The 24,913-nt window shown below is 39.8% G+C and carries 23 protein-coding genes; 12 read left to right on the top strand and 11 right to left on the bottom strand.

All coding sequences use genetic code 11. The features are described 5' to 3' along the window. Positions 1 to 3: 3 nt before the first annotated feature. A complete protein-coding gene (locus PTET_RS08780; RefSeq protein ID WP_013465090.1) occupies positions 4 to 264 on the bottom strand; it encodes a PepSY domain-containing protein in 261 nt (86 codons plus the stop codon). A gap of 163 nt (positions 265 to 427) precedes the next feature. Beyond that, a complete protein-coding gene (locus tag PTET_RS08775) occupies positions 428 to 730 on the bottom strand; it encodes a YciI family protein (protein ID WP_036954522.1) in 303 nt (100 codons plus the stop codon). Between the two features lie 188 nt (positions 731 to 918). Between PTET_RS08775 and PTET_RS08770 the strand changes: the two genes are divergently transcribed. After that, the gene (locus tag PTET_RS08770; RefSeq protein ID WP_036954525.1) at positions 919 to 2,343 is read left to right on the top strand and encodes a sodium-dependent transporter; all 1,425 of its coding nucleotides are present in this window, start codon (positions 919 to 921) and stop codon (positions 2,341 to 2,343) included. Between the two features lie 53 nt (positions 2,344 to 2,396). Here the strand turns inward: PTET_RS08770 and PTET_RS08765 are convergent, their stop codons facing one another. Beyond that, positions 2,397 to 3,038 (bottom strand): CPBP family intramembrane glutamic endopeptidase, encoded by a 642-nt coding sequence (locus PTET_RS08765; protein WP_024603097.1) that lies wholly within the window; start codon positions 3,036 to 3,038, stop codon positions 2,397 to 2,399. Positions 3,039 to 3,269: 231 nt separating this feature from the next. Here PTET_RS08765 and PTET_RS08760 point away from each other — a divergent pair, with 231 nt between their 5' ends. After that, entirely contained in the window at positions 3,270 to 3,539 is a 270-nt protein-coding gene (locus PTET_RS08760) for an HU family DNA-binding protein (protein ID WP_036954530.1), read from the top strand. A 222-nt stretch (positions 3,540 to 3,761) separates the two neighbouring features. Beyond that, positions 3,762 to 4,340, top strand: a complete 579-nt coding sequence (locus tag PTET_RS08755; RefSeq protein ID WP_096038488.1) for a type 1 glutamine amidotransferase domain-containing protein — start codon at positions 3,762 to 3,764, stop codon at positions 4,338 to 4,340. A 73-nt stretch (positions 4,341 to 4,413) separates the two neighbouring features. Here PTET_RS08755 and trpA read toward each other — a convergent pair whose 3' ends face one another. From trpA to PTET_RS08725, 6 genes are read right to left on the bottom strand one after another with little or no spacing between them, the layout of a single operon-like run. Continuing rightward, a complete protein-coding gene (gene trpA / locus PTET_RS08750; RefSeq protein ID WP_013465084.1) occupies positions 4,414 to 5,235 on the bottom strand; it encodes a tryptophan synthase subunit alpha in 822 nt (273 codons plus the stop codon). Further along, complete coding sequence (gene trpB / locus PTET_RS08745; RefSeq protein ID WP_036954685.1) at positions 5,232 to 6,416, bottom strand: tryptophan synthase subunit beta; 1,185 nt, start codon at positions 6,414 to 6,416, stop codon at positions 5,232 to 5,234. Before trpB ends, trpA begins: the two co-directional genes overlap by 4 nt. Positions 6,417 to 6,423: 7 nt before the next feature. Then, positions 6,424 to 7,788, bottom strand: a complete 1,365-nt coding sequence (gene trpCF, locus PTET_RS08740) for a bifunctional indole-3-glycerol-phosphate synthase TrpC/phosphoribosylanthranilate isomerase TrpF (RefSeq protein WP_096038487.1) — start codon at positions 7,786 to 7,788, stop codon at positions 6,424 to 6,426. Then, positions 7,781 to 8,818 carry an anthranilate phosphoribosyltransferase gene (gene trpD / locus PTET_RS08735; protein WP_096038486.1) on the bottom strand — a complete coding sequence of 346 codons (1,038 nt, stop codon included), beginning with the start codon at positions 8,816 to 8,818 and terminating at the stop codon, positions 7,781 to 7,783. Before trpD ends, trpCF begins: the two co-directional genes overlap by 8 nt. Before the next feature lie 10 nt (positions 8,819 to 8,828). After that, positions 8,829 to 9,431 (bottom strand): aminodeoxychorismate/anthranilate synthase component II, encoded by a 603-nt coding sequence (locus PTET_RS08730; RefSeq protein ID WP_013465081.1) that lies wholly within the window; start codon positions 9,429 to 9,431, stop codon positions 8,829 to 8,831. A gap of 1 nt (position 9,432) precedes the next feature. Next, complete coding sequence (locus tag PTET_RS08725) at positions 9,433 to 11,001, bottom strand: anthranilate synthase component 1 (RefSeq protein ID WP_096038485.1); 1,569 nt, start codon at positions 10,999 to 11,001, stop codon at positions 9,433 to 9,435. Between the two features lie 445 nt (positions 11,002 to 11,446). On the opposite strand from PTET_RS08725, the gene rnm reads away from it, so the two are divergent. The 5 genes from rnm (at position 11,447) to PTET_RS08700 (ending at position 15,045) form a co-directional block, all read left to right on the top strand. Continuing rightward, complete coding sequence (gene rnm / locus PTET_RS08720) at positions 11,447 to 12,301, top strand: RNase RNM (RefSeq protein ID WP_033103351.1); 855 nt, start codon at positions 11,447 to 11,449, stop codon at positions 12,299 to 12,301. Beyond that, the gene (locus PTET_RS08715) at positions 12,298 to 12,918 is read left to right on the top strand and encodes an L-threonylcarbamoyladenylate synthase (protein WP_013465078.1); all 621 of its coding nucleotides are present in this window, start codon (positions 12,298 to 12,300) and stop codon (positions 12,916 to 12,918) included. The genes rnm and PTET_RS08715 overlap by 4 nt, the downstream gene beginning before the upstream one ends. A 2-nt stretch (positions 12,919 to 12,920) precedes the next feature. Next, a complete protein-coding gene (locus tag PTET_RS08710) occupies positions 12,921 to 13,763 on the top strand; it encodes a segregation and condensation protein A (RefSeq protein ID WP_096038484.1) in 843 nt (280 codons plus the stop codon). 147 nt (positions 13,764 to 13,910) lie between these two features. Further along, positions 13,911 to 14,462 (top strand): cytochrome b, encoded by a 552-nt coding sequence (locus PTET_RS08705; protein WP_096038483.1) that lies wholly within the window; start codon positions 13,911 to 13,913, stop codon positions 14,460 to 14,462. 1 nt (position 14,463) lies between these two features. Further along, a complete protein-coding gene (locus PTET_RS08700) occupies positions 14,464 to 15,045 on the top strand; it encodes a YceI family protein (protein ID WP_096038482.1) in 582 nt (193 codons plus the stop codon). A gap of 47 nt (positions 15,046 to 15,092) precedes the next feature. On the opposite strand, the gene PTET_RS08695 is transcribed toward PTET_RS08700, so the two are convergent. Both PTET_RS08695 and PTET_RS19055 read right to left on the bottom strand, forming a co-directional pair. After that, positions 15,093 to 15,926 (bottom strand): transporter substrate-binding domain-containing protein, encoded by an 834-nt coding sequence (locus tag PTET_RS08695; protein ID WP_036954547.1) that lies wholly within the window; start codon positions 15,924 to 15,926, stop codon positions 15,093 to 15,095. Between the two features lie 122 nt (positions 15,927 to 16,048). Further along, complete coding sequence (locus tag PTET_RS19055) at positions 16,049 to 16,216, bottom strand: hypothetical protein (RefSeq protein WP_007375427.1); 168 nt, start codon at positions 16,214 to 16,216, stop codon at positions 16,049 to 16,051. A 413-nt stretch (positions 16,217 to 16,629) separates the two neighbouring features. Between PTET_RS19055 and PTET_RS08690 the strand changes: the two genes are divergently transcribed. The 4 genes from PTET_RS08690 (at position 16,630) to PTET_RS08675 (ending at position 24,893) form a co-directional block, all read left to right on the top strand. Next, positions 16,630 to 17,565, top strand: a complete 936-nt coding sequence (locus tag PTET_RS08690) for an acetoacetate decarboxylase family protein (RefSeq protein WP_096038481.1) — start codon at positions 16,630 to 16,632, stop codon at positions 17,563 to 17,565. Positions 17,566 to 17,585: 20 nt separating this feature from the next. Next, complete coding sequence (locus PTET_RS08685) at positions 17,586 to 19,835, top strand: NAD(P)-binding protein (RefSeq protein ID WP_096038480.1); 2,250 nt, start codon at positions 17,586 to 17,588, stop codon at positions 19,833 to 19,835. 87 nt (positions 19,836 to 19,922) lie between these two features. Further along, on the top strand, positions 19,923 to 22,193 hold the full coding sequence (locus PTET_RS08680) for a TonB-dependent receptor (protein ID WP_036954555.1): 2,271 nt from the start codon (positions 19,923 to 19,925) through the stop codon (positions 22,191 to 22,193). A gap of 15 nt (positions 22,194 to 22,208) precedes the next feature. Then, positions 22,209 to 24,893, top strand: a complete 2,685-nt coding sequence (locus PTET_RS08675; RefSeq protein ID WP_096038479.1) for a 7TM diverse intracellular signaling domain-containing protein — start codon at positions 22,209 to 22,211, stop codon at positions 24,891 to 24,893. The last annotated feature ends 20 nt before the right edge of the window (positions 24,894 to 24,913 follow it).

Here is a 24,913-nt window from a genome sequence, read left to right as displayed (position 1 = left end):
TGGTTAATCCTTTTTCACTTCGCCAGTTTTTTTGTTTATCTTCAAATCGACGACGTGGCCGTCAGCTTTTAAAATTCGTACTGTATAAAATTGTGTTTCTTCTGAAATTTTTAATGTTGTACCGTCTGTAGTTTGTTTTGCAAGTATTACTGCTTTCTTTTTGCTTATCTCAACTTTATCGGGTGTGCTGTTAGTATTATTTGCATGGGCAACATTAGCCAAACAAAAAACAGCAATTAAATTGAGTGTTAATAATACACGCATTACGAAACTCCTAGAACATACCTGCTTAGCCTAAAAAACTAAGCCACTAAAATTTAAGTACTCTATTGGGTATTTAAATTTTTATAAGACAAAGTCTAATTAAAAATGAGTGAACAAACCCTGAATTACTGGTTGCAGTTAAACAGGGGAACTCACGTTAATGTTAAGCAGGGAACACTTTTTTGAATGGTTTAACGATTGAGTTTTCATATACGCCACCCGCAACATAAGGATCATCTGCGGCCCATTCTCTGGCATCTTCTAAAGAGTTAAATTCAGCAATTACTAAAGAGCCAGTAAAGCCAGCATCTTGAGAGTCTTCACTATCAACCGCTGGAAGGGGGCCGGCTGTTAATAGTCGACCTTCGTTTTCTAGCGTTTGTAAACGTGCTAAATGAGCAGGGCGAGCGGCTTTTCTGTGCTCTAAGCTGTTCTGGACGTCCGTTGAATAAATCATATACAACATAAAAATACTCTCAAAACTTGTTAAATTTAATTAACTGCATACTAGCATAGCGTTGATAAATGGTGAATTAAAAGTGTTTATGGCGATGTTTACAGCAAGAATGTTTTTTTACGCGGTAATTGCTTGAAAAGCGCTGCGTAACACTGGTAGAGTCCCTTGGATAAGATAAATAATAACAAGGTTATTACATGAGTGAAAATAGAGAGCACTTTAGCTCCCGCTTAGGATTTATATTAGCAGCGGCAGGTTCTGCTGTGGGCATTGGTAACTTAGTAGGCTTTCCCGTTTCTGCGACTAAGAATGGCGGTGGTGCATTTTTGCTCGTCTATGCTTTGTTCGTCGCATTCATTTGTTTACCCGTCATGATGGCCGAAATGGCTATGGGTCGCCACGCACAGAAAGATCCTCTTGGTGCATACAAGGCGTTAGCCAATAACGACAAAAAATGGAAGTTTGCTGGCTTTTTAGCCGTGTTAACGCCATTTATGATTGCCGTTTTTTACATGGTGATCACGGTGTGGATTTTTGGTTACTTAAGCCAAACCGCATTTGGTAATTTGGATAAGTTGGCAAACCCTGGGCACTTTGATGAGTTTATTAATAGCTACACGGTGTTTGGCTATATGGCACTGGTTGTGGTGATTGTTAACTTAATATTGGTCGGTGGCGTAAAAGATGGCATAGAAAAAGCGGCTAAATTTTTGATGCCGGCGTTATTTGTCATGCTTATTATATTAGTGGGTTACGTACTCACCCTTGATAACGCAATGGCGGGTGTGAAGTACTATATTATTCCTGATTTTAGTAAAATGAATGCCAGTGTTCTTAATGGCGCATTGAGCCAAGCGTTTTTCTCATTGTCGTTAGGTATGGGTATTTTAATTACGTATGCCTCTTACATTTCTAAAAAAGATGACATTGTGGGCAGTTCGAAAATGGTTGCCATTACCGACTCATTAGTTGCCTTTGTTGCAGGCTTAATGGTATTACCGGCTATTTTTAGCTTTGACCCAAATACCGATCCAACAAAGTTATCTGACTCGTCAGTTTCAATGATTTTTGTGTACTTACCAAAAATATTATTAGCGTTACAACACGATATTGGTTACTTTGGCGCATCAGCCGTGGCGTTTATTTTCTTTTTGCTGGTATTTTTTGCTGCGATCACATCATTGGTATCTATTGTTGAAGTTCCAACTGCCACACTCAGCGACCGTAAAGGCATTAGCCGTAAAAAAGCGCTAGGCATACTTACCTTATCAACCGGTGTGTTAACCATTATGTGTATTATGTCGTTTGGTATGATTGACAGCCTAACTACCTTTACTAGCTACGGCAGTGGTAACAAGAGCTTTTTTGATATTGTATATGACGTGTTCTACGACACTATTTTACCACTCAATGGTTTAATGGTGTGTTTGTTTGTAATGTATAAATGGAAGAAGGTTCGTTTAAGTGAAGAGCTAAGACAAGGTTCGCCTAATTATGCGAATAGCTTTATGGAAAAGTACGTTAACTTTTCACTACAAACATTTATCCCAGCGATTTTACTGCTTATTTTTGTAAATACCGTTGCGACCAAGTTTTTTAATATCAGTATTTTTGGTTTTTAATTAAAAACTAATTTAATAAAGCCGCGCTTGTCGCGGCTTTATTTTGCGGTTAGTTAATTCAGTGCACCCGAATCTAAGTAGTCACCAATCCCTAGGGTAAACATCCAAATGCCCCATAAGCTGTGCTCAATAACACAGGCAAAAGTTGAGCGGCTTTGCGCGTAGGTATAGGCAAATAGTAAGCCACCGACAAACGCTAAACTAACAGCTATCCAATTGGCGTAAATAATATGTGCCAATGCAAATACACTGGCGCTAATAATAATGCGCAACCATTTACTGGGCATAATGCGCTTATAGCGATGAAAAAAGTAGGTTCTAAATATTAACTCTTGCGGGATCACCGACAATAAAGGGTAGAGCAACAATAGCATCAGCCAATCGGTGAGGTTTTCACGCGGTAAAGTAAACCAGTGTCCTTGGTAGAGTAGGTTATAAAACACCCCTGAAAATAATGCGCCAATAAAGAAAAAGCTAAACATACGGCGCTTCACAGCAGAAAACTGCCCCATACTGGTTAATCTAAAGCGCTTAAAGTGAATGTCGTTTAGCAGCAGCATACAGCACACACTCATTAAAATGATCAGTGCTGGAATAAGCCAGTTAGATAAATACTGGCGAATATTAAAGCCAATTAAAGGCAGGATGATAAAAATAAAGGTAAATTCAAACCAGCGGTATTGATTAGCGTTCACGTTTGCTCACGGTGATTTTTATTTTACCTTAGCAAGCGATTAAGTCATCTTTATGACTATAAAACAGCCAAGCTGATTATATTTAAACCCAATGACTCTCACTAAGCCCCTTAGCCCTTGGTTAAGGTTGACTTACCCCCTTGCAACCCTTAGCCTGCCTGCTTTTATTTTTACATCATTGTATTGCCACGCTAGTTGGCTAAAGCCAGCGCGTGTATTTAGGAGCAAAAAATGAATAAGGCAGAACTGGTTACAGCCATGGCACACACGAGCGAGTTAACAAAAAAAGACGCACAAGCAGCGTTAACCAGCTTACAAAAGGTGATTACCAAATCATTGTCTGAAGGCGATCAGGTACAAATATCTGGTTTTGGCACTTTTGCATTAAGTTATTACCCAGCCCGTACGGGTCGTAATCCACAAACCGGCGAAGCAATAGAAATAGAAGGGGCTAATAAAGCCGTATTTAAGCCAGCCAAAGCGTTAAAAGACAGCCTTTAATTGTCAGTGCTTGTAAGGGAGTTTTGTTATTCAAACAAAGCATGTACCTTGCAGGCTATTTTTATTTTTAAAAAATGGCTGTGTAGTATCTGCAACCACTGTAAATAATTTACATAGCACTCTCATCTCTTTATATAAAACGCCAATATTATCAGTATGTTATTTTTGGTATGTGATATGCAAACCTCTCTGTGTATCAAAAAATAAGATAAGGAGTATTTAATGAGTAATTTACATAGCAGCACCCGTTTACAAGGTAAAAAAATTGCCATTTTAGCCACCGATGGATTTGAACAAAGCGAGCTACTTTCGCCGCAAAGCGCATTACTAGAGGCGGGCGCCGATATAGAGGTGGTGTCTATTAAAGAAGGGCAGATCACAGGTTGGAATAAAGATAATTGGGGTGAAAAAGTAACCGTTGATAAATTAGCATCAGATGCCAATGCCGCTGACTACGATGCACTTTTATTGCCGGGTGGTTTGTTTAATCCCGATAGCTTACGTCAAAATACAGATGCCAAAGCGTTTGTTGATGGCTTTTTTGGAGCTAAGAAAAACAAACCTGTGGCCGCTATATGTCATGCACCGTGGTTATTAGCTGAAATTAATAAGCTCAGAGATAAAAAAGTGACTTCTTTCCCTAGTATTAAAAGCGATTTAATTAACGCCGGAGCTCATTGGGTAGATCAAGAAGTGTGTGTTGATAACGGCTTAGTCACTAGCCGCAGCCCTGCAGATTTAGATGCATTTAATGCAAAATTTATTGAAGAAATAATCGAAGGTAAGCACCAAGCGCATTAGCTGTGGGCTTTTAAATAGAAAAGGGCATATTACATGCCCTTTTTTATTGATAATGATAAAACACAGCTTGCTATTAAAGCGCAGTAGCGGCTTTCATATCGCTTACAAATGTTTTTAGCTGCGAGGTCATCGCATCTAAATCATCTAAGTTTGCTTCAATTATTTTTACCACAGCAGAGCCCGAAATAGCCCCCGCAGCACCGGCTTTAAGTGCCGCTTTTACATCTTCAGGCGTTGAAATACCAAAGCCTAATAATGCAGGTGCACTGTGGTACTCTTGTAAGCGCGTAACCACATGTGTTGCTGGCATTTGTGCTTTGGTGTCTGTACCTGTTACCCCAGCACGAGAAAGCAAGTAGGTGTAGCCACGGCCGTATGAGGCACATTCACGCAGTGTATCGTCACTGGCGTTCGGTGTAGCGATAAAAATCGGGTCGATACCATTGGCCATGGCGGCTTTTCTAAACATTTTAGACTCATGTAATGGCACATCAGCCACTAAAATAGAGTCAACACCCACTGCTTTTGCATCGGTGTAGAACTTTTCTAAGCCACGTTTAAATATTAAGTTTGAATACAATAACAAACCAATTGGAATGTCGGCGTTATATTCACGGATCTCTTTAATAATATCAAAGCAGTCTTGCGTATTAATATGCACATTTAAGGCACGAATATTGGCTTTTTGAATGACAGGGCCATCGGCAATCGGGTCGGAAAACGGAATACCTAATTCAAGCCCGTCAGCGCCGCCATCAATTAAGCTTTTAATAATTTCGATGCTTTGCGCTTTGCCTGGATCGCCAATGGTTACAAACGGTACAAAAGCACCCTGGTTTTGCTCTTTAAGCGCGGCAAACATTTGTCCATAACGGTCAGTTTTTACGTGGCTCATAGTTGACCTTCCTCTGATAATACCTTGTGTACGTGGGCTAAGTCTTTGTCGCCACGACCACTTAAATTAATAACAATAATACTGTCTTGCGTTTGCTCTTCTGCATATTCGAGGGCATAGGCTAGCGCATGACTTGATTCAAGCGCAGGAATAATCCCTTCGTGTTTAGCTAATGCTTGAAAGGCATCAAGTGCTTTGGTGTCGGTAATACCGACATATTGAGCACGGCCAGTTTCGTGCAAAAAGGCATGTTGAGGGCCAACTGCGGGGTAATCTAGTCCCGCCGATACAGAGTAAGACTCTTCAATTTGGCCATCTGTATTTTGCATAATATAAGTGTAAGTACCGTGCAAAATACCTTTTGATCCTTTACAGATAGTTGCGCCATGTTCGTGCGTGTCTAACCCTTTACCTGCAGGTTCAACGCCAATGAGTTTAACGCTTGGCTCATCAATAAAATCGGTAAACATACCAATTGCGTTAGACCCACCGCCTACACACGCAATAACCGCATCAGGCAAACGGCCTTCGGCTTTAAGTACTTGTTGTTTTGCTTCTTCACCAATAATTTTTTGATATTCACGTACAATAGTCGGGAATGGGTGAGGACCCGCTGCAGTACCTAAAAGGTAATGAGCCTCTTGATAATTGGCAGACCAATCACGCAGTGCCTCGTTAACCGCATCTTTTAATGTACCCGAGCCTGCGGTTACCGGAATAACTTCAGCGCCCATTAGCTTCATTCTAAATACATTTGGTTGTTGGCGTTCAACATCTTTTGCACCCATATAAATGCGGCATTTTAGTCCAAGTAACGCACAGGCAAGTGCCGTTGCAACGCCGTGCTGGCCGGCGCCTGTTTCAGCAATCACTTCTTTTTTACCCATACGTTTGGTAAGCAGTGCTTGGCCTAAAACTTGGTTTGTTTTGTGCGCACCACCGTGGAGTAAATCTTCACGCTTTAAGTACAGTTTTACTTTTGGGTTTTTAACTAAGTTACGCGTTAAAGTAAGCGGGGTAGGACGACCCGCATACTCGTTAAGTAATTTACTTAGCTCTGCCTGAAATTCAGGATCTTTTTGTGCTTTATTAAATTCGTTTTCTAACTGCTTAAGCGCAGGGACAAGCAGTTCGGGTACAAACATACCGCCAAACTCGCCAAAATAAGCTGGATTTTGCATTTTAACCTCAATAATTTCTGATACTTGTAAAAGCATGATGTAGTTTGTTTGCACACTTTTTACCTGGAGACTCTTCAACACCTGAATTTAAATCAAGCCCAAGAGCACCTTGAAAAAGTGCATCGCTAATATTGTCTGGGTTTAAGCCGCCAGCAAGCATAAATGGGGTCGTGGCATCGCGAAGCACCGACCAATCAAATGTTTTGCCTGTGCCGCCAACTTGTGAATCACTGTGAGTGTCGTATAAATGGCGATCGGCTCCTGTAATAGGTTGAGGCAAAGCATCTTTAATGGCCTGTGCTTTCCATATTTCACAATGACGTGGTAGTTCATTACGTAACGATGCAATGTAATGTTCATCTTCTTGGCCATGTAATTGAACAGCAGACAGTTTTAGTTGTTTAGCGTGCTCAGCAACCTCTGCTATGGCGGCATTAACAAACACCCCAACAAATTTTAGAGGGGTACTTTGGCTGATTTCTTTGGCGCAATCTAAATCGACAAAGCGCGGTGATTTTGGATAAAAAATTAATCCGCCATAAAGGGCACCGTTGTCGTAAGCCGCAATGGCATCTTGATTACGGGTTAATCCACAAACCTTGTTTTCGCCTAGAATTACGCGGCGACACGCTTGTAATAAATCAGCCTCAGCCATTAATGAGCTGCCAATTAAGAAACCATTACACAAAGGCGCTAAACGCTTTACATCTTGATGGGTATAAATACCTGACTCTGAAATAACCACTTTATCGTTAGGAATAAGTTTACGTAGTCGTTCGGTTGTGGCTAAGTCGGTGCTTAAATCGCGCAAGTCACGATTATTAATCCCAATTATTTGTGCATTGAGTGCCAGTGCACGATGCACTTCTTCTTCGTTACTCACCTCAGTTAGTACCGACATATTTAACGAATCGGCGACGGCATGCAGCGCTTTATACTGCTTATCGTCAAGCACTGATAGCATCAGTAAAATAGCATCACCACCATAAATACGTGCCATATAGACTTGGTATTCATCAATAAAAAAGTCTTTACAAATAAGTGGCTGCTCTACTTGGCTGCGCACAAACTCAAGGTAATCAAAGCTACCCTGAAAGTACTTTTCGTCAGTTAATACACTCATACAAGTGGCATACTGCTTATACGCTTGGGTGATTTCTGTTAAATCAAACGGCTGACGAATTAACCCTTTAGAAGGCGATGCCTTTTTGCACTCTAAAATAAACTGCGTGCCAGGTGCCGCTAACGCTTGATAAAAGCTACGTGTGGTGGGTTTAGCTTGATGCTTAAAGCTCTCAAGTGGGCGCGCTGCTTTGCGTTCAATGAGTTCTATTTTTTTATCGGCAATAATTTTGTCTAATACATTAGCCATGACTTACCTCAATAATTGCATTTAGTGTGTCCATGGCCTTGCCTGAACGTAATAATGAGTGTGTTATTTGTGCACCTTGTTTTAACGATTGTGCTTGGCCAGTTAAGTACAGCAATGCAGCAACGTTAACAATAATAGCGGCGTTATGTGCCTCGCTACCTTTGCCCTGTAAAATGGCAAGGCTGGCGTTTGCATTGTATTGTGGGCCTTCACCGGCTAATTGTTCAAGTGAATAGTTTGCAAGGTCAAAATCACTAGGGTTGAGCGTGTATTGGGTGATTTTGCCGTTATCCAGCTCTACAACCTGTGTTGGGCCATGCAAGGCAATTTCGTCGGTGCCAGAGCCGTGAACTATCATAGCGCGTTTAGTGCCCAGAGTATGAAGAGTTTGCGCCATAGGTAGGCACAAGGATTCATCGTATACCCCCAGCAATTGAACATCTGGGGCAGCAGGATTAGCTAGCGGCCCAAGAATATTAAAAATAGTACGGGTTTTTAAAGTGGTTCTAACGTTCATCGCATGGCGCACACCGCTGTGATAGTGCGGTGCAAATAAAAAAGTAAAATTTGTATGTTCAAGGCATTTAGCCGCTTGCGTGGGAGTCATATCAATATTGATCCCCAAGGCTTTGAGTAAATCAGCAGACCCCGAGTTACTCGATACACTGCGATTGCCATGTTTTACCATATTAACACCGGCAGCGGCTGCCACAATTGCCGCGGTTGTACTGATATTAATAGTGTTCGAACCATCGCCACCGGTACCACAGCTATCGGCAAGTTGAGTTTTATTGGTTGTAAATGCCAAGGCGTTTTCACGCATTGAGGCCGCAGCACCAGCGATTTCATCGCTTATTTCACCTTTCATTTTAAGGCTAATTAACAGTGCAGAGAGCTCAATATCGCTCATATTCCCTTGCATTATTTGATCAAAAAGTGTTTTTGCTTGTGCATAGCTCAATGATTGCTTGGCAATAACGTGCTCAATAGCCTGTTGAACATTAAGCGAGTTTTGTAATTGTGTAGTCATAATGTTCCCTTTATTTGGCACGCGTTAAATAGGCAACGCTTTGCTGTAGCAGCATAGCGCCATTGGGCGTTAAAATAGATTCTGGGTGGAATTGATAACCCAGCGCAGTGTCTTGATGATGATAAATAGCCATTGGGATATCTTGATACTTTGCAATAACCGCTAAGTTATCAGGCACTTTTGTGGCCATTAATGAGTGATAACGCGCCACTGGCATAGTGCTGCCCATCCCATTAAACACCGGATGATCGTCTAACTCAATAATTGATGACTTACCATGTACGGTTTCACCAGCATGACCGATTACTCCGCCATAACTTTGTGTTAGTGCTTGTTGGCCTAAACAAATGCCCAGCATTGGAAATTTACCTTTGCACAAGCTAATTAATTCCATTAGGCAGCCCGCATCACTGGGTGCCCCTGGGCCTGGCGATAAAACCAGTAATACCTGCTTATGCTCTGCCTGCATTTTGTTGAATATTACTTCAGCGCTAATGTTATTTCTGTAAACAACTAACTCAGCACCTAGCATTGTTAGTTCATCAACAAGGTTATAGCTAAATGAGTCAAAGTTATCTAAAAAGTAAATTTTAATAGGGTGTGCTTCACTCATTTTATACAGCCTCATATGTCGATTTAATCGCGGTGATCACCGCCTGTGCTTTAGCGCGGGTTTCGTTAGCCTCTGACATTGGGTCTGAATCAAACACAACCCCAGCGCCAGCTTGCACATAAGCAATATTATTTTTAACAAAGGCTGCACGAATAACAATACAGCTATCCATTGCACCATCACCAGTTAAATAGCCAACTGCGCCGCCATAACTGCCGCGGCGTTTCCCTTCGGTTTGGCGTACAAGCTCTGCAGCTCTTACCTTTGGCGCGCCCACTAATGTGCCCATGTTCATACAGGCTTGATAAGCATGTAGGGCATCTAGTTCGGGTTTTAATTTACCCACCACGCGCGACACTAAGTGCATTACTTGTGAGTAACGGTCTACTTTTAAAAGCTCTTTGGCATGGCGCGTACCCGGTACGCTAATGCGGGCTACATCATTACGCGCTAAATCAACCAGCATTAAGTGCTCTGCACGTTCTTTTTGATCGTTTCTAAGTTCAAGCTCAATACGGCTATCTAAATCAGGGTTGATTTGTCCATTAGCAAATTTGCCGCGAGGGCGTGTGCCGGCAATCGGATAAACCTCGACCTGTTGAGACTGAACTTCGTATTTAAGCGCGGACTCAGGAGATGCGCCAAATAATGAGAAATCTTCATCGCGCATGTAAAACATATACGGACTAGGGTTTTGTTTTTTTAGCTGGCTGTAGGCATGTAAAGAGTCAGGGCAGGGTAGTGAGAAGGTACGAGAAGGCACCACTTGAAAAATATCGCCATCGACTATGTGTCGCTTGAGCTTAATTACTTGCTGGCAGTATTGCTCATCACTAATATCAACACTCACTGGGCAGTCGCCAGTTTGGCTCGGTGCGCTAAAGTCAGCAGCGTGGTCGCATAATGTATTCAAGCGCTCTAATTGTTTGCCTACTTCAAAGCAGTTCGCATGTACATCAGGGCCATTAAATACGTTACCAATTAATTCCGTTGTTTGTTTTTGATGATCAATAACAACCAGTGTTTCTGCTAAATAAAAAACATAGTCTGGACAGGTGTTTTCTCCGTCGTGTACATCGCTTAGCTGTTCAAAATTAGCCACCATGTCGTAGGCAAATACACCGCCTAAAAACACCGAGAATGGATTGTTAGTGGTACTTTTGATGCTATTTAAACAGGTGCGTAATGCGCTAAAAGCGTTATCTGCAATCAGCTTACTGGCTTGGTCAATTGTGTCATCTGCTGGGTGATACTCCAGTGTTAATGTGGTATCGGTTAACTGGGATGCGCAGTTTTTTACATTAGCTTGTAAATAGTTGAGTAACTGCTGACCGTTATTTGATTGTGCTGTTACGCTCACTTGGTTGCCTTGGCAGACAATACGCAGTGCACAATCAACAAGTATTAAGCTTTTTACGCTATCTTTAGAATCTATCTCTGCAGACTCAAGTAATAGTGAGTTAGGTTTATCAAGTGCGGCATACAATGCAAGTGGGCTACTTATGTAGTCTCGTACTTGCGTTATGCTGGTCACTTCACCTGGTGTTGTTGTTATATGACTAAAAATCAAACCTCATCCCCTAAAAAAAATAAAACCCCGCAATGCTAAGCAGTGCGGGGTTTGAATAACGATGTCTAAATTATAGATAGACCATTACCGTCCCGCTATGCCAGGCGCCACCACCAATGATGTGTAAGAGTGTTTACGTTATTCATGTTTTTAATTCCTGTTAATCTTGTATTGCAAAATTTAGTGATAAAAAAACCCGCATGGTAGCGGGTTAGAATTTTTTGTTTAGACACGACAATTCATCACCCTTGATTTTAAGAGTGCCACCACCAAATGATGTTGTGAATTGTATTTTTCATTGTTCTTAATTCTTTAATGTCTAAAAGTGGCTACAGTAAAACGTATCAACTGCTTTTGTGTCAAGTGTTTATTTAAAACAATTTAGTTAAAAAACTTGTTATACTGGGTGAAACACCGTTAAACCCTAAATTTAAGTAGTTTTCATTTGATAAAATACGACCTACATAGTCACACCACGCACTCAGACGGCCATTTAACCGTTGAGGAATTATTAGCGCGAGCAGTCGACAAAAATATTGATGTATTTGCTATTACCGATCACGATACGGTGGCTGCTATCGAACCTGCACGGGCTTTTATCAAACGTGAAAATTTGCCGCTTAAACTTATTAACGGGGTTGAAATATCAACCAAGTGGGAAAGTTTTGAAATTCATATTGTTGGACTAAATATTGATACCAACGATAGTACCTTGCATACATTACTGAGCGAGCAGCAGCAAAAACGCGAAACCCGCGCGATAGAGATTGGCCATCGACTAAATAAAAATGGTTTTGAGGGTATTTACCAACAAGCTCGCGAGCTGGCCGAAAATGCACAAATTACTCGCGCTCACTTTGCCAGAGCATTGATTGAGCGTGGTGTAGCTAAAAACTTTCCTGGGGTATTTAAAAAGTATTTAGGGCGAGGTAAAACCGGTTACGTGCCAAGTAATTGGTGTGATATGCAAACAGCTATTGCGGCGATTCATGCCGCAGGTGGGGTGGCCGTTTTAGCGCACCCAAGTAGCTATAAAATGTCGAACAAGTGGCTACGTAAATTGTTAGTGGAATTTAAATCAGTAGGCGGAGATGCAATGGAAGTTGCTCAGCCGCAGCAGGCGCCAAGTGAACGTCAGTTTTTAGGGCTATTGAGCCAAGAATACGAGCTACTTTGCTCACAAGGCTCTGATTTTCATTTTCCGACTAGCTATTTAGAACTTGGAAAAAATTTATACTTACCTAAAGATTGCCAAGGGGTTTGGCAAACATGGGAAAAGCACGAAGGAGTTGCATTATGAGTCAATTATTTCATATACATCCAGATAATCCACAGCCTAGATTAATTTCTCAAGCTGTTGATATTATTAAACAAGGCGGCGTAGTTGTGTATCCTACAGATTCAGGATACGCGATAGGCTGTAATTTAGGTAATAAGCAAGCTAAAGAGCGCATTGAACGTATTCGTGGCATTGAAAAACATCACAATTTTACTTTGGTATGCCGTGATTTATCTGAGCTGTCTACTTATGCGCGTGTTGATAACCAAATGTTTAGGCTTATTAAAAATAATACCCCAGGGCCTTACACGTTTATTTTTAAAGGTACAAAAGAAGTGCCTAAGCGGTTATTAAACGACAAGAAAAAAACCATAGGCATACGTGTTATAGAGCACCCAATAGCGTGTGCTTTATTAGCTGAGCTGGGTGAGCCCTTAATGTCGTGCTCACTTATTTTACCGGGCGAAGAGTTTACTCAAGCTGATCCCGATGACATTTTAGAGCGCCTTGATAAACATGTGGATTTAATTATTCATGGTGGGTATTTACCTGAGCAGGCGACCACAGTGATTGATTTATCAGAAGATGATATTCAAATTCTTCGTGTTGGTTGCGGTGATACAACGCCATTTGAATAACAATGAAACAGTCTGAGACGCTATCATCAACGCCAACACCTGATATGCCAGTGCAGCAAAAGCTGCCTCTGGCATTTTTACATGGTAAAGCCGTTGTTGATAAACCCGAAGATTTATATATCCCGCCTGATGCCCTTGAAGTTATTTTAGAAACCTTTGAAGGGCCTTTGGATCTGCTGCTTTATCTAATTAAAAAGCATAAGCTAGATGTTCTTGAGTTGTCTATTTTTAGCATTACTGAGCAATATGTTAAATATGTAGAAATGATGAGCGAGTTCCAGCTAGAACTCGCGGGTGAATATTTAGTAATGGCGGCATTGCTGGCCCAAATTAAATCTAGGCTGTTACTGCCTGTTCATGAAGAGTTAGAAGAAGAAGACGATCCCCGCGCCGAACTTATAAAACGCTTACAAGAGTACGAACAATTTAAAAAAGCGGCCGAAAATATAGACAGCCTACCTCGTGTTGGCCGCGATATCTTTATAGCGCAGGCAAGCGTGCCAGAGCTAGCAGAAAAAAACCAACCATTACCTGAACTGGCAATCAAAGATTTATTGTTAGCGCTAAGCGATGTCATGGCGCGTGCAAAAACATTCGAGCATCATTTAATTAGCGCTGAAACCCTTTCAACGCGTGAGCGCATGAGCTTGATTTTAAATACCTTATCCCAATCAAAAGCGCCTGTTGCGTTTACTCAATTATTTACCTTTGAAGAGGGACGCAGTGGGGTTGTTGTTAGTTTTATCGCCATATTAGAACTAATAAAAGAGGGCCTGATTGCCTGCTTACAGGTTGAACCTAATAGCCAAATATACGTGTCTCTTAACGAGTCAGCTGCTAGCTAATCCCTTCTCAACGTCATTTGCAATTATATTAACCTTATACATTTTACTGTGCGTATACGCACGATGAGTGTTTGCATATGCTATTTTAATCACCACTTAATCATTATATCGTAGTGTTATTACTAAATAAGAGATTGGCAGTAGGGAATGTTTAAAAACTCAAAAACCAGCTATGGCGTGGTGGCTATATTTTTACACTGGCTAATGGCGCTGACCGTGTTTGGTCTGTTTGGTTTAGGTTTATATATGGTTGAGCTGACTTATTATGATAGTTGGTATAAAGGATCATTAGACCTACACAAAAGCATTGGCCTTAGCTTAGCAGCGGTTTTTGTTTTTAGGCTGTTATGGCGACACTTTAGTGTTAAACCAAGTCCGATTGGCAGTAACAAGCAGTTAAATCAATTAGCCCAAACAGCACATATTTTAATGTATCTGTTTTTACTGATCATTATGGTGTCAGGGTATTTAATTTCGACGGCTGATGGACGACCCATAGAAGTATTTGGCTTTTTTTATGTAAAAGCTATCGACTTTGCGTTTGATTCTCAGGCTGATATAGCCGGGCAAATCCATTTCTATAGCGCATGCTTATTAATTGGATTTGTAGTATTGCACGTGTTAGGTGCGCTAAAACATCACTTTATCGATAAAGATAAAACATTAATTAGAATGTTCACATTACAAAAGGATGATTAAAATGAAAAAATTATTTTTAACTTCAGCGTTATCAGCAGCGATGTTTATGACAGCGACCACTTCGAATGCCGCAGATTATGTTATTGACACAAAAGGTGCGCATGCTTTTGTAAACTTTAAGATTAAACATTTAGGCTACAGCTGGCTGCATGGGCGTTTTAATACCTTTGATGGCAAATTTAACTACGATGCTAAAAATCCAAATGCGTCTCAAATTAGTGTAAATATTGATACGGCAAGTCTAGATTCAAATCACGCAGAACGTGATAAACACTTACGTGGTAGTGACTTTTTAAACGTAAGCAAATACCCACAGGCAAGCTTTAAGAGTACAGCGATTAAGTTTGACGAAGACGGTGAAGAAGCCACAGTAACTGGTGACTTTACTCTAAACGGTGTTACGAAGACAATTACCTTTGAAATAGATAAAATTGGTGAAGGTAAAGATCCATGGGGTGGTTACCGTGTTGGTTTTGAAGGAGAAACTAGCTTAAAACTGGCCGACTACGGTATTGACTATAACTTAGGCCCAGCATCTACCCATGTTGATATTGGTTTATTTATTGAAGGTATTCGCCAGTAAGACTATTTTAAAAAAGCTAAGCGCTAATTAGTAACACGCTTAGCTTTTTATTGTAAATGTGCTTCTAATTTGGGTTTTAAATGACTTGGTAACCACCGAGTTAATATCTGTTTATAGTCTTCAGTCTGCTTAATCAGTTTGAGTTGTTGATTAAGCGTAGCAATATCCTCTGCACCTTGCTCGTTTTTAGTACAACCAATGTAACCGTAACTTATTTCTGGTGCTTCAGTGAGCATCCGCTGGGTTAAATTATCAGTAAAGCCCATTGTTTTTGCTAAATAATAATGTTCACTTGGGTAACCTAATAAAATATCAATTCTTTTAAGGTTAAGCATATATGTTAACGTACTGAGGGTATCGCGGGTTGGTCGAATGACCAGATTTATACCGGGTGTGGTGTTGATTATTTTATCAATTTCACTGCCATAGGAGCGATTCATAGATACACCTAAGGTAAGCTTTTTATTAACTAATAAATTGGTTAATGACACCGGTTTAGCGTCTTCAATCTCTAGCGCACTACTTAGCTTGGTATGCATGGCAATTGATGGCGAAAGCCCTGCTGTAGAGCTTTGATGTGTGAAATAAACACGCTCTTCGCGGTATTTATTCTTATAGAGCGACAAAGCACAGGCATTAGACTGCAGGTTTGCGAGTTCCTGAATCACTTTACCTGAGGGGATGATCACTCTTTCAAAGGTAATATGCGGCAGCTGCTGTTCTAAAAGCGAAATAATACTTTCGTCACGACCTTGGGATTTGTTCGGCCCGCTTATAATGTAGTAGGGCGCAAAATCATGTGTTAACCATTTTATTGTTCTGGCATTACACTTTGTGCTTAAAAATACACAGACTAACAGTATTAACCACGAAAACCGCATTTGCACTACAACGAATAAATAAACAAGGATTTAAGTGTAGTCAATAATACACCAAAAAGTAAAATGCCAGCTTCACGCTGGCATTTAGATTTATTTATAAGTGTTTAACTTATCAATGATAATTAGCTGGCTTTGAGCCACTTTACAAATTGACGTGCATCACTTGCTTTTTGAAACAATGCATTTTTCAAACCTTGTGTATCGCTAAAGATTACACGATGTTTGTTAACCGAAATTGATTGCACTGGATGTGCTATTTGGATCATAGATCCGTTATATTTGTATGACATAATAAAACTCACTTTATTTTTGTTATTTATTCTGGGCTTTTTCTTAAAGCACATTACAGATGATAAATAATCTAATTGTGTTTAGCTTCATTACAGTGTTGACGATCTTTATGACACTTTTACGATGATACTAAAAATAAATCATCAAGGTATTAATAGGGGTTCTCGCCGTACAATAACTTAGCTTTTGAATATACGTTTTGCGGGGCTTACTGGATCAGGGTAAAGAGGTTAACCGCTAGGGCTTTTTATAGCCAAGCAGCAATACTACTTCACAACATTTTACTTTGCAAGCAATTTATTAAAATACTTTGAATCGAGTGGAATTCACATATAGCCATAAATATTAATTCGCAAAGGTCAGCAGACCCAAATATATCTGACTATACTCAGTTTTTAACTGAGGGGGTCAAATGAGCTCACTATCTGCGCCATATCAACATTTTTTATCTAATCCAATAGCAAAGCCGCCTTGTCGTATGCACAATGCGAATATGTATGGTTTTTTTGCTGAGATAGAATTAGCTAAATCACAAAGATATATTGATTCAACGCTAAACGGAGGCGTTAAAGGGAATATTCGTCTTAAAATACTTGGCGAGTTTGCACTTATTACATTTACAGATATTGAAAAAATAGCCTCAATGACACCGCCTTTCGATCAGCATGGTTGGATGCAAGAAACAGATATTATCATCTGGTTGCCTGTCGCTAAAGTTGAAGATGAGGATATAACCTACCTATATTGGTATCCTGCATTTATCTGCGTTAATAACATTTATGCACTTATAAATGGTCGCGAAACGTGGGGCTATAATAAATATTTATGTGATTACATTATGCCCGAGTGTGTAACTGAGCTTTCGAATTTTTCACTATCTTTAGAATGCTTTGATCATTTTTCGCCTGAATCAAAGCTGCAAATGCATGAGTTATTTACAATCACAATAAACTCTCAGGGGCACGAAAATGACTTTTTCTCTGTCCTAGATGATTTTGGCGAGCAAGTAGCAAATTTGTTTTCTCGTAAACATTTAGGCATTGATTTGTCATTATTAAAGCAGCTATTGAGTGGGTTTGTTAATCCACAAATGGATCAAATATTGTTTAAGCAATTTCCCGATGGCAGTAGTGATTCAGCGGTATACCAAAGCGTAATGCACTCACCCTCTATGATTAAAAAAATACATCGCTTTAAATTTCTGAAACCTGAGTTTACTTTACATCTTAATAAATTAGATAGTTTCCACCTTGCCGATATGTTTGGTCTGAAGTTAGGTAGTCAAGCGCTGCACTTACCATTTTATGTTCAAATGGATTTTGACCAGTTAGCCGCAACTAAAATTTAAATTACTTAGAAGGATTTATCATGGGCCAAGAAAAAATTGTGATAATTGGTGGCGGTGTATCGGCTATGACTGCTGCACTGTATTTAACCGAGCAGCGTGATTGGCAACAGCATCGAACTATTACTGTATACCAACAAGGTTGGCGTTTAGGTGGTAAAGGCACAAGTGGCCGCAATGCGGCTCGTGGGCAGCGTATTGAAGAGCATGGCTTGCATGTATGGTTTGGTGCTTATGTAAATAGCTTTAAAACAATAGAAACGGTTTACACTCAGTTACAACGCCCAGTCGATTCACCTTTATCTACATGGCAGCAAGCATTAAAGCCGCATAGTTTTATAGCACTAGAAGAATATATTAATGATCAATGGCAAACATGGCCAATAGATTTCCTCTTATTACCTGGAAATCCTGCGGAGGGTAGTTTGGATATTACGCCATGGGACTTTATTAAAATGACCCTAGCTTGGCTAAAAAAGTGGATACTGGATTTACAATTAGCCGCAAAAAAAGCCAATAAAAATATAAAACTGAGCACAAAAAAATCTCGTGATCAGTCTTTATTACGCCATTTACATCAACAAATAGCGGACTTGGTTGATGATAAAGAGGAAACTTGGCAACACTTTGCTGATGATATAAAACAATACTCGAGTGAAATAGCCTCTACTCCCAGCTTATTAATAAGTAAATTAAATCAGTTTGCTCACGCTGACAATACATTAAAACCCCAAGTACAAGAGAAAAAAGATGGCCTTGTCATTTGGTATATAGTTAGAAAACTAAAGCGTTGGCTAAATAGCGAAATGATTGAGTTATTAGACAATAATGCGCAGCTTAGACGATTATATATTTGTGCAGACCTTGCTATTGCAATGTTGGTTGGCCTGGTCAAAGACAAAGTATATCGAGATGGGTTTGGGGTCATAAACAAATTTGATTTTAGACAGTGGCTGATAAGAAATGGGGCAAATGAGCATTACAGCGCTAGTTCTGCGCCAATACGGGGATTTTATGATTTAGTATTTGCTTACGCTGATGGAGACATCAGTAAGCCTAATGTTGAAGCCGGTGTTGCATCACTAGCTATGTTACGTATTGCGCTGTGTTATCGCGGTGGCGTCATGTGGAAAATGCAAGCGGGGATGGGCGATGTCATTTTTGCTCCACTGTATGAGCTACTAAAAAAAAGAGGGGTTAAGTTTGAATATTTCCATCAATTGCAAAACCTGGAACCCAGCCTAAATGAGCAGGGTGAACGTTTTGTTGAGGTAATTAAGTTACAGCAACAAGTTACTTTGAAATCAGGCGCTGAATATCAACCACTTGTTGATGTGAAAAAACTACCTTGTTGGCCAAGTGAGCCGCTTTATGCGCAAATTAATAGTGAACAAGCTGCACTATTAAAACAGCATAATATTAACTTAGAATCTTTTTGGTCTAACTGGACTGCTCAGTATGAAAACCATTTTGGGCAGCCCCTACCAATAAAAGAATTACGCTACAAAGATGACTTTGACAGGATTATTCTTGGCGTATCTGTTGCCTCACTTGAACATGTATGTCCTTCTTTACTTGCATTGGATACAAATTTTGCAGCTCAAGCAAAGCAAGTTAAAACGGTGGCAACGCAGGCAGCCCAATTGTGGCTTAGTAAGACTGACGAGCAATTAGGTTGGCAATATAGGCCACCTAGCAAAGAAGGCCCCATTCTCAGTAGCTTTAGCGAACCATTTGATACATGGGCGGCGATGATGAATTTAATCGACAAAGAGCAATGGCCTATCGATTGTCCTCCTAAAAACATTGCTTACTTTTGCAGTGTTTTTCCTTGTGACTATTACCCGCCACAAAGTGAACATCAATTTGTTTTTCAAGCAAAATCGCAAGTAAAAGCTAATCTTAAAGGTATGCTAGAAAATAACATACAGGCTATTTGGCCATTAGCGTATCAAAATAATCAATTTGACTGGTCTGTTTTGCATGGCTCTCAGTTATCAGGGGATGAACGATTAAATGCTCAATACTGGCGAGTAAATGTGGATCCCAGTGAGCGATATGTACTGTCAGTTGCGGGCTCAAGTAAATATCGTCTAGCAACCGATGAAACACAATTTACCAATCTTTTTATTACCGGTGACTGGATAAAAACAGGCGTTAATGCCGGTTGTGTTGAAGCGGCTGTCATGGCTGGTATGCAAACAGCAAGAGCAATGGTAGGTTACCCACAACACATTAGTGGCGAAGATGCATTTGCAGCCCTCAAACATTAAAATATTATTCATATAACCGTATTATCGATTGATTAGTATATAATTAAACATGCTGTTTACATTTGTCTAGCGTAAAGGTCACAAGAAATGAAAAATAAAGGCAAGCTTCTCAATAAGAAAATAGGGTTGATATGCTTACCAGGCTTTTTACTGCCACTGCAGGCGAAAGTACTTGTAGATGATGAAAGTGCGAATGCGCGTAATATGGAAATCATAGAAGTTTATGCGCAAAAAAGAGCGCAAAAAATTGAAGAAGTTGGCATTTCTGTAAGCACCATTAAAGGTAATGATCTTCAAGTACAACACGTTAAAGATTCGACAGAGTTGTCTGTATTTGCTCCTAATCTAAAAATTAGTCAAAACGCAGCGGAAGGCACACCGCCAGCGGTTAACATTCGTGGTGTAGGGCTAGTTGATTACAATACGGCGAATACATCCCCTGTGGCGATGTATGTTGATGACATTGCTGTTGGCTCTGCAAGTAACCAAATTGTTAATTTATTTGATATTGAACAAATTGATATTTTGCGTGGTCCTCAAGGCACTTTATTTGGTCGCAACTCTACAGGGGGCGCTATTTTAATCCGCTCTAAACGCCCTGAGTTTGAACAAAGTGGTTATTTAAGCACTGGCATTGCTAATAACAATGCGACCAGTGTTGATGCTATGTTTAATTCAGCAATTAGTGAAAACACTGCCGTTCGTATAGCGCTTAATCATCAAGATTATGATTATTCCACTAACAATATTTTTGCCGACTCACCGAAAGCTGGCATGCGACAAACGAATGGCCGAGTTTCCTTTTTAGCTGATTTTGACACGGTACAGCTATTGATAAAAGGGCATATTGCCGATTGGGATGGCATAGTACAGCCGGTTGGTAGTATTGGAATTGTTGCTAATCCACTAACAGGAGAGCGATGCTCGCCAGCACAAGCGGGTTCAACCAGCTGTTTTGATAATTTTGGCTTTAATGATGCCAGTGATGATTTTTATACAGTCAGCGTAAATAATAATTCGCCTCATAAAACAGATGGTAAGGGCATTAGCGCCCATGCTAATTGGCAATTAGACACACACAATGAGCTTGTTTTTTTAAGCAGTTATAACAAATTAAAACGGGACCATGCTTTTAATTGTGATGGCTCTCCCGCAAAGTTATGTGAGGGCAACTTAGGGTTAAATACTGATTTGGTGACGCAAGAATTGCGATTGCAATCTCAGTTGGGTGAGCATTTTTTAACGACGGGAATATATTATGCTGATGAGTCTATTGTTCAAGATAATGTAAATGATATTTTACGCGACTATCGGGGAATTTTATCGACAGATTTAACCGCTACTTTTTTTTATAATAATAAAATAAACACAAAGAGTATGGCTGCGTTTACGCAACTCGATTATCAATTAAACCAAGATTGGCTGATCACTGCAGGGCTTCGTTACTCTTATGAATCGTTAGACTACGACTCAGTGTCACAGCTTAATGTTATTTTAGATGCTAACGATTTAACGGGGGTTAAGGTTCCATTTTATCGTGTTCAAGGAGAGCAGTCAGATAATGGCATTTCTGGGCAGTTAGGAGTGAACTTTAAAGTCGATGATTCAACTTACGCCTATTATCGTTTTGCTAATGGCGCCAAAAGCGGAGGCTATAACGGTGGCTTTTTATCATCGGTTGAACAGGCCCAACTCGCTGACTATCAAAAAGAGCGGTTAAACTCACATGAAATCGGATCAAAGTCCTGGTGGCCACAGCAGGGTATTCGATTTAACTGGGCTGCATTTTATTATGATTATAATGATCAACAAGTCTTTATGAATCAGCCTTCAACATCTGAGCAGAGCCCGCCAATTCAATTATTAGAAAATGTGGCTGACTCCATTATTTACGGCTTAGAAGCTGATCTTGAGTATTGGCTGACCGATAATTTGAATGTTAAGTTTGCTATGGGTTATATACCTCATGCAGAGTTTGAAGAATATGTTGATCTACTAGGGAATGCGTTAACTAATAATCGTTTGCCGTTTACCTCAAAATGGAATCTCAGTGCGGGTATTGAATACACTCTTGAGGTGGCTAATCACCCACTAACTACTCAATTATTAGTTGATTATCAATCCGATTACTATTTTGATCAGAATCAAAACCCCTATGCGATGCAAGATAGCTATAGTATTTTTAACGCCAATATACACTATCAACACGATAACTGGAGGGTTGCCATTTGGGGTAAAAACCTGTTTGGTACTCAATACAGTCACTTAAAATTTGATTTAAGTTCTTTTCTTGGCATGCTTGAAGATTTTAAGGGTGAAGACCGGCGTTTTGGCTTGGATATTAGTTATCAGTTTTAATTTAAGGTGCAAAGTATGCCAATAAAGGCAGCTCTAAAGCTATTTATATATTGTGTATTTATATGCTTTAGCAATTTAGCAGTGGCAAATGCACTTGAGCCTTTTGCTTATACTTTGAAACAACAAGATACTGATTTGCTTAATCAAGGCAGTGTATTTCAAGTCACTGATGGCGCTTTTCCCCGAGACCATAGCGATATAGAAACGTGGCTTGAAAAAAAGCAACCACAATCGAGAACATCGTTTTTTGGTGGTAGTTTTTGGTTTGTGATTAAGCTGGAAAACAAAACTGATTTAAATGAACTTGTGTTATATCCCTATAACACGCTGCTTTCAAAAATTGAGACGCGTATTTATGATATGTCGAATTTTGATGAGCCAATAAATCGTTATACAACGGGTGGCATTTACCCTAATGAGTTTGCATTTCATTATGGTAATAGAATCGAGCTGACGCCTAATCGGCCCTACATATTAATTGCAAAATTTCAAAGTGAATACTTTTATACCCCACCTAAATTAGTGCTTTCACCTTATGATGATTTTTTTGTGAAAAAAACATCAGATAACATGATTATGCTACTGTGCTTCGGGGTTGGTATTGCATTAGGTTTATATAATTTTCTTATTTACTTGGGTGATAGAGATAAAACCCATTTGTATTACGCTCTGTTTACCGCGTGCTGGGTATTAGCTTGGAGTCAGTTTTTTCATATACCAGATCAAATTTTTGGTTTTTACAACGCCCATTTTCATTGGCTAGGTTTTACCTTAATTCCCATCACAAATATCTTATTTTTTAACAGCTTACTTAAATTAAAGGAAACGTCTCCTCAATTATCACGGTTTTCAATTTATTTGGGCATTATTGCTACCGCAGGTACTCCATTTGCAATCATTTGGCCAGGTTTTGGCTTTATATGGGCTACTTTAGTAACGGGGGCTACTTTGTGCCTGGGTATGATTGTTGGTATACGAAGTTGGTTAAGTGGCTTTAAGCCCGCTCGCTATTTTGTTTTAGCGTATTTGGCGATGGCCATTCCTAATATGGTCGGCAATTTAACTAATTTAGGGCTAATTGAACCCATAAAGATGGATCTCTATTTACTTGGGCTCATTGGTACCGCACTCGATGCAGTGCTACTTGCTTTTGCCGTGGCAAATAAATTTAGCATTTTACACCATGAGAATGTTGAGTTGACTAAAAATTTAGAACACAAAGTACACTTGCGTACTCAAGAGTTACAACAATTAGCTGAAGAACTTCGTGATGCAAGTGAAGCTAAAAGTCGATTTTTAGCCAATATGAGCCACGAAATTCGCACCCCAATGACATCAATCATTGGTTATGCTGATGGTATTATTTTAGGTGATATACAGCCTCATGAGAGAAACCATGGCATTCGGGTGATTTTGCAAAATAGTCGTCATGTTCTTGGCTTAATTAATGACATTTTGGATATGTCAAAAATTGAGGCTAACCGTCTAGAGATAGAGCTAGTTGAAACGGACTTGTTTGCCACTATTGCTGAAATCGAATCGTTATTAGGAAAACAAATTCGTGATAAAGGCTTAAAATTTAAAGTTGATTATCAATTTCCGCTACCTGATTGGATAGTCTCAGATCCAACTCGATTGAGACAAATATTATTAAATTTAGCAAGCAATGCGCTTAAATTTACCAGCCAAGGTTATATAAAGCTAACGGTTAGCTGTAATAAAAAACAACTAATTATTAAAGTGAAAGATACGGGAATAGGTATGACCGACAGTGAGCAAAAAGATCTATTTACTCCCTTTCATCAAGCTGACTCGTCGATTTCTCGTAAATACGGTGGCACTGGACTTGGATTAAACATATCAAAAAGCTTAGCAACTAAACTAGATGGGGATATTACGGTTTATTCTGTACTCGGTAGCGGCAGTGAGTTTTGTTTTACTATGGCACTGCATACAACGGAGCATACAAAATGGGTTTACGCATTTGACGATATCTGTAAGTCACAAAACAAAGAGCTCCCTTTAAATAGTAACCAGCGAAATTTGATTGGTAGGGTACTCGTGGCTGAAGATCACCCAGAAAACCGACAGCTGATTAAGCGGATTTTAGAGCGAATGGGTTTAACTGTGGTGGCAGTAGAAAATGGCCGAGATGCTGCACAAGCGACACTTGATGAACAATTTGATTTAATTTTATTAGATATTCAAATGCCAATTATGGATGGTGAACAAGCAATTAATATTATGCAAGCCACGGGTGTAACAACACCGATTGTGGCGCTTACTGCGAATACGATGAAGCATGAAGTAGATCGCTATTTAAAACAAGGTTTTACCGATCATATTGCCAAACCCATCGATAGACGGTGCTTTAGTAGTAAAATCGCAAGTTATCTTGATATTGATATATGCGAAAATATTAAGCTGCCTGATGATGAGTTTGCACTGCTCAAGCAAGAATACATTAAAGGATTAAAAAAACAAAAACACACATTACAATCGCAATTTAAGCAGGGTGATATAACCGGTTTTGCACGCAGCGTACATATGATTAAGGGAACGGCAGGGATGTTTGAATGCCAAGCACTGTATCAACAAGCTGTTGAGTTTGAAAAACGATTAAAATCCGCTAACGCCGTGCTTGATAGACATCAAGTAGAGGCTTTACTCAATACAATTGACGTTATTTTAGAAGCTTAAAACCATACTTTTTAAAGCCT

Source organism: Pseudoalteromonas tetraodonis (genome assembly GCF_002310835.1).
Lineage (GTDB): Bacteria > Pseudomonadota > Gammaproteobacteria > Enterobacterales > Alteromonadaceae > Pseudoalteromonas > Pseudoalteromonas tetraodonis.
The sequence above is the reverse complement of the archived record's forward strand: the minus strand, read 5'-3'. Positions and strand labels throughout refer to the sequence as shown.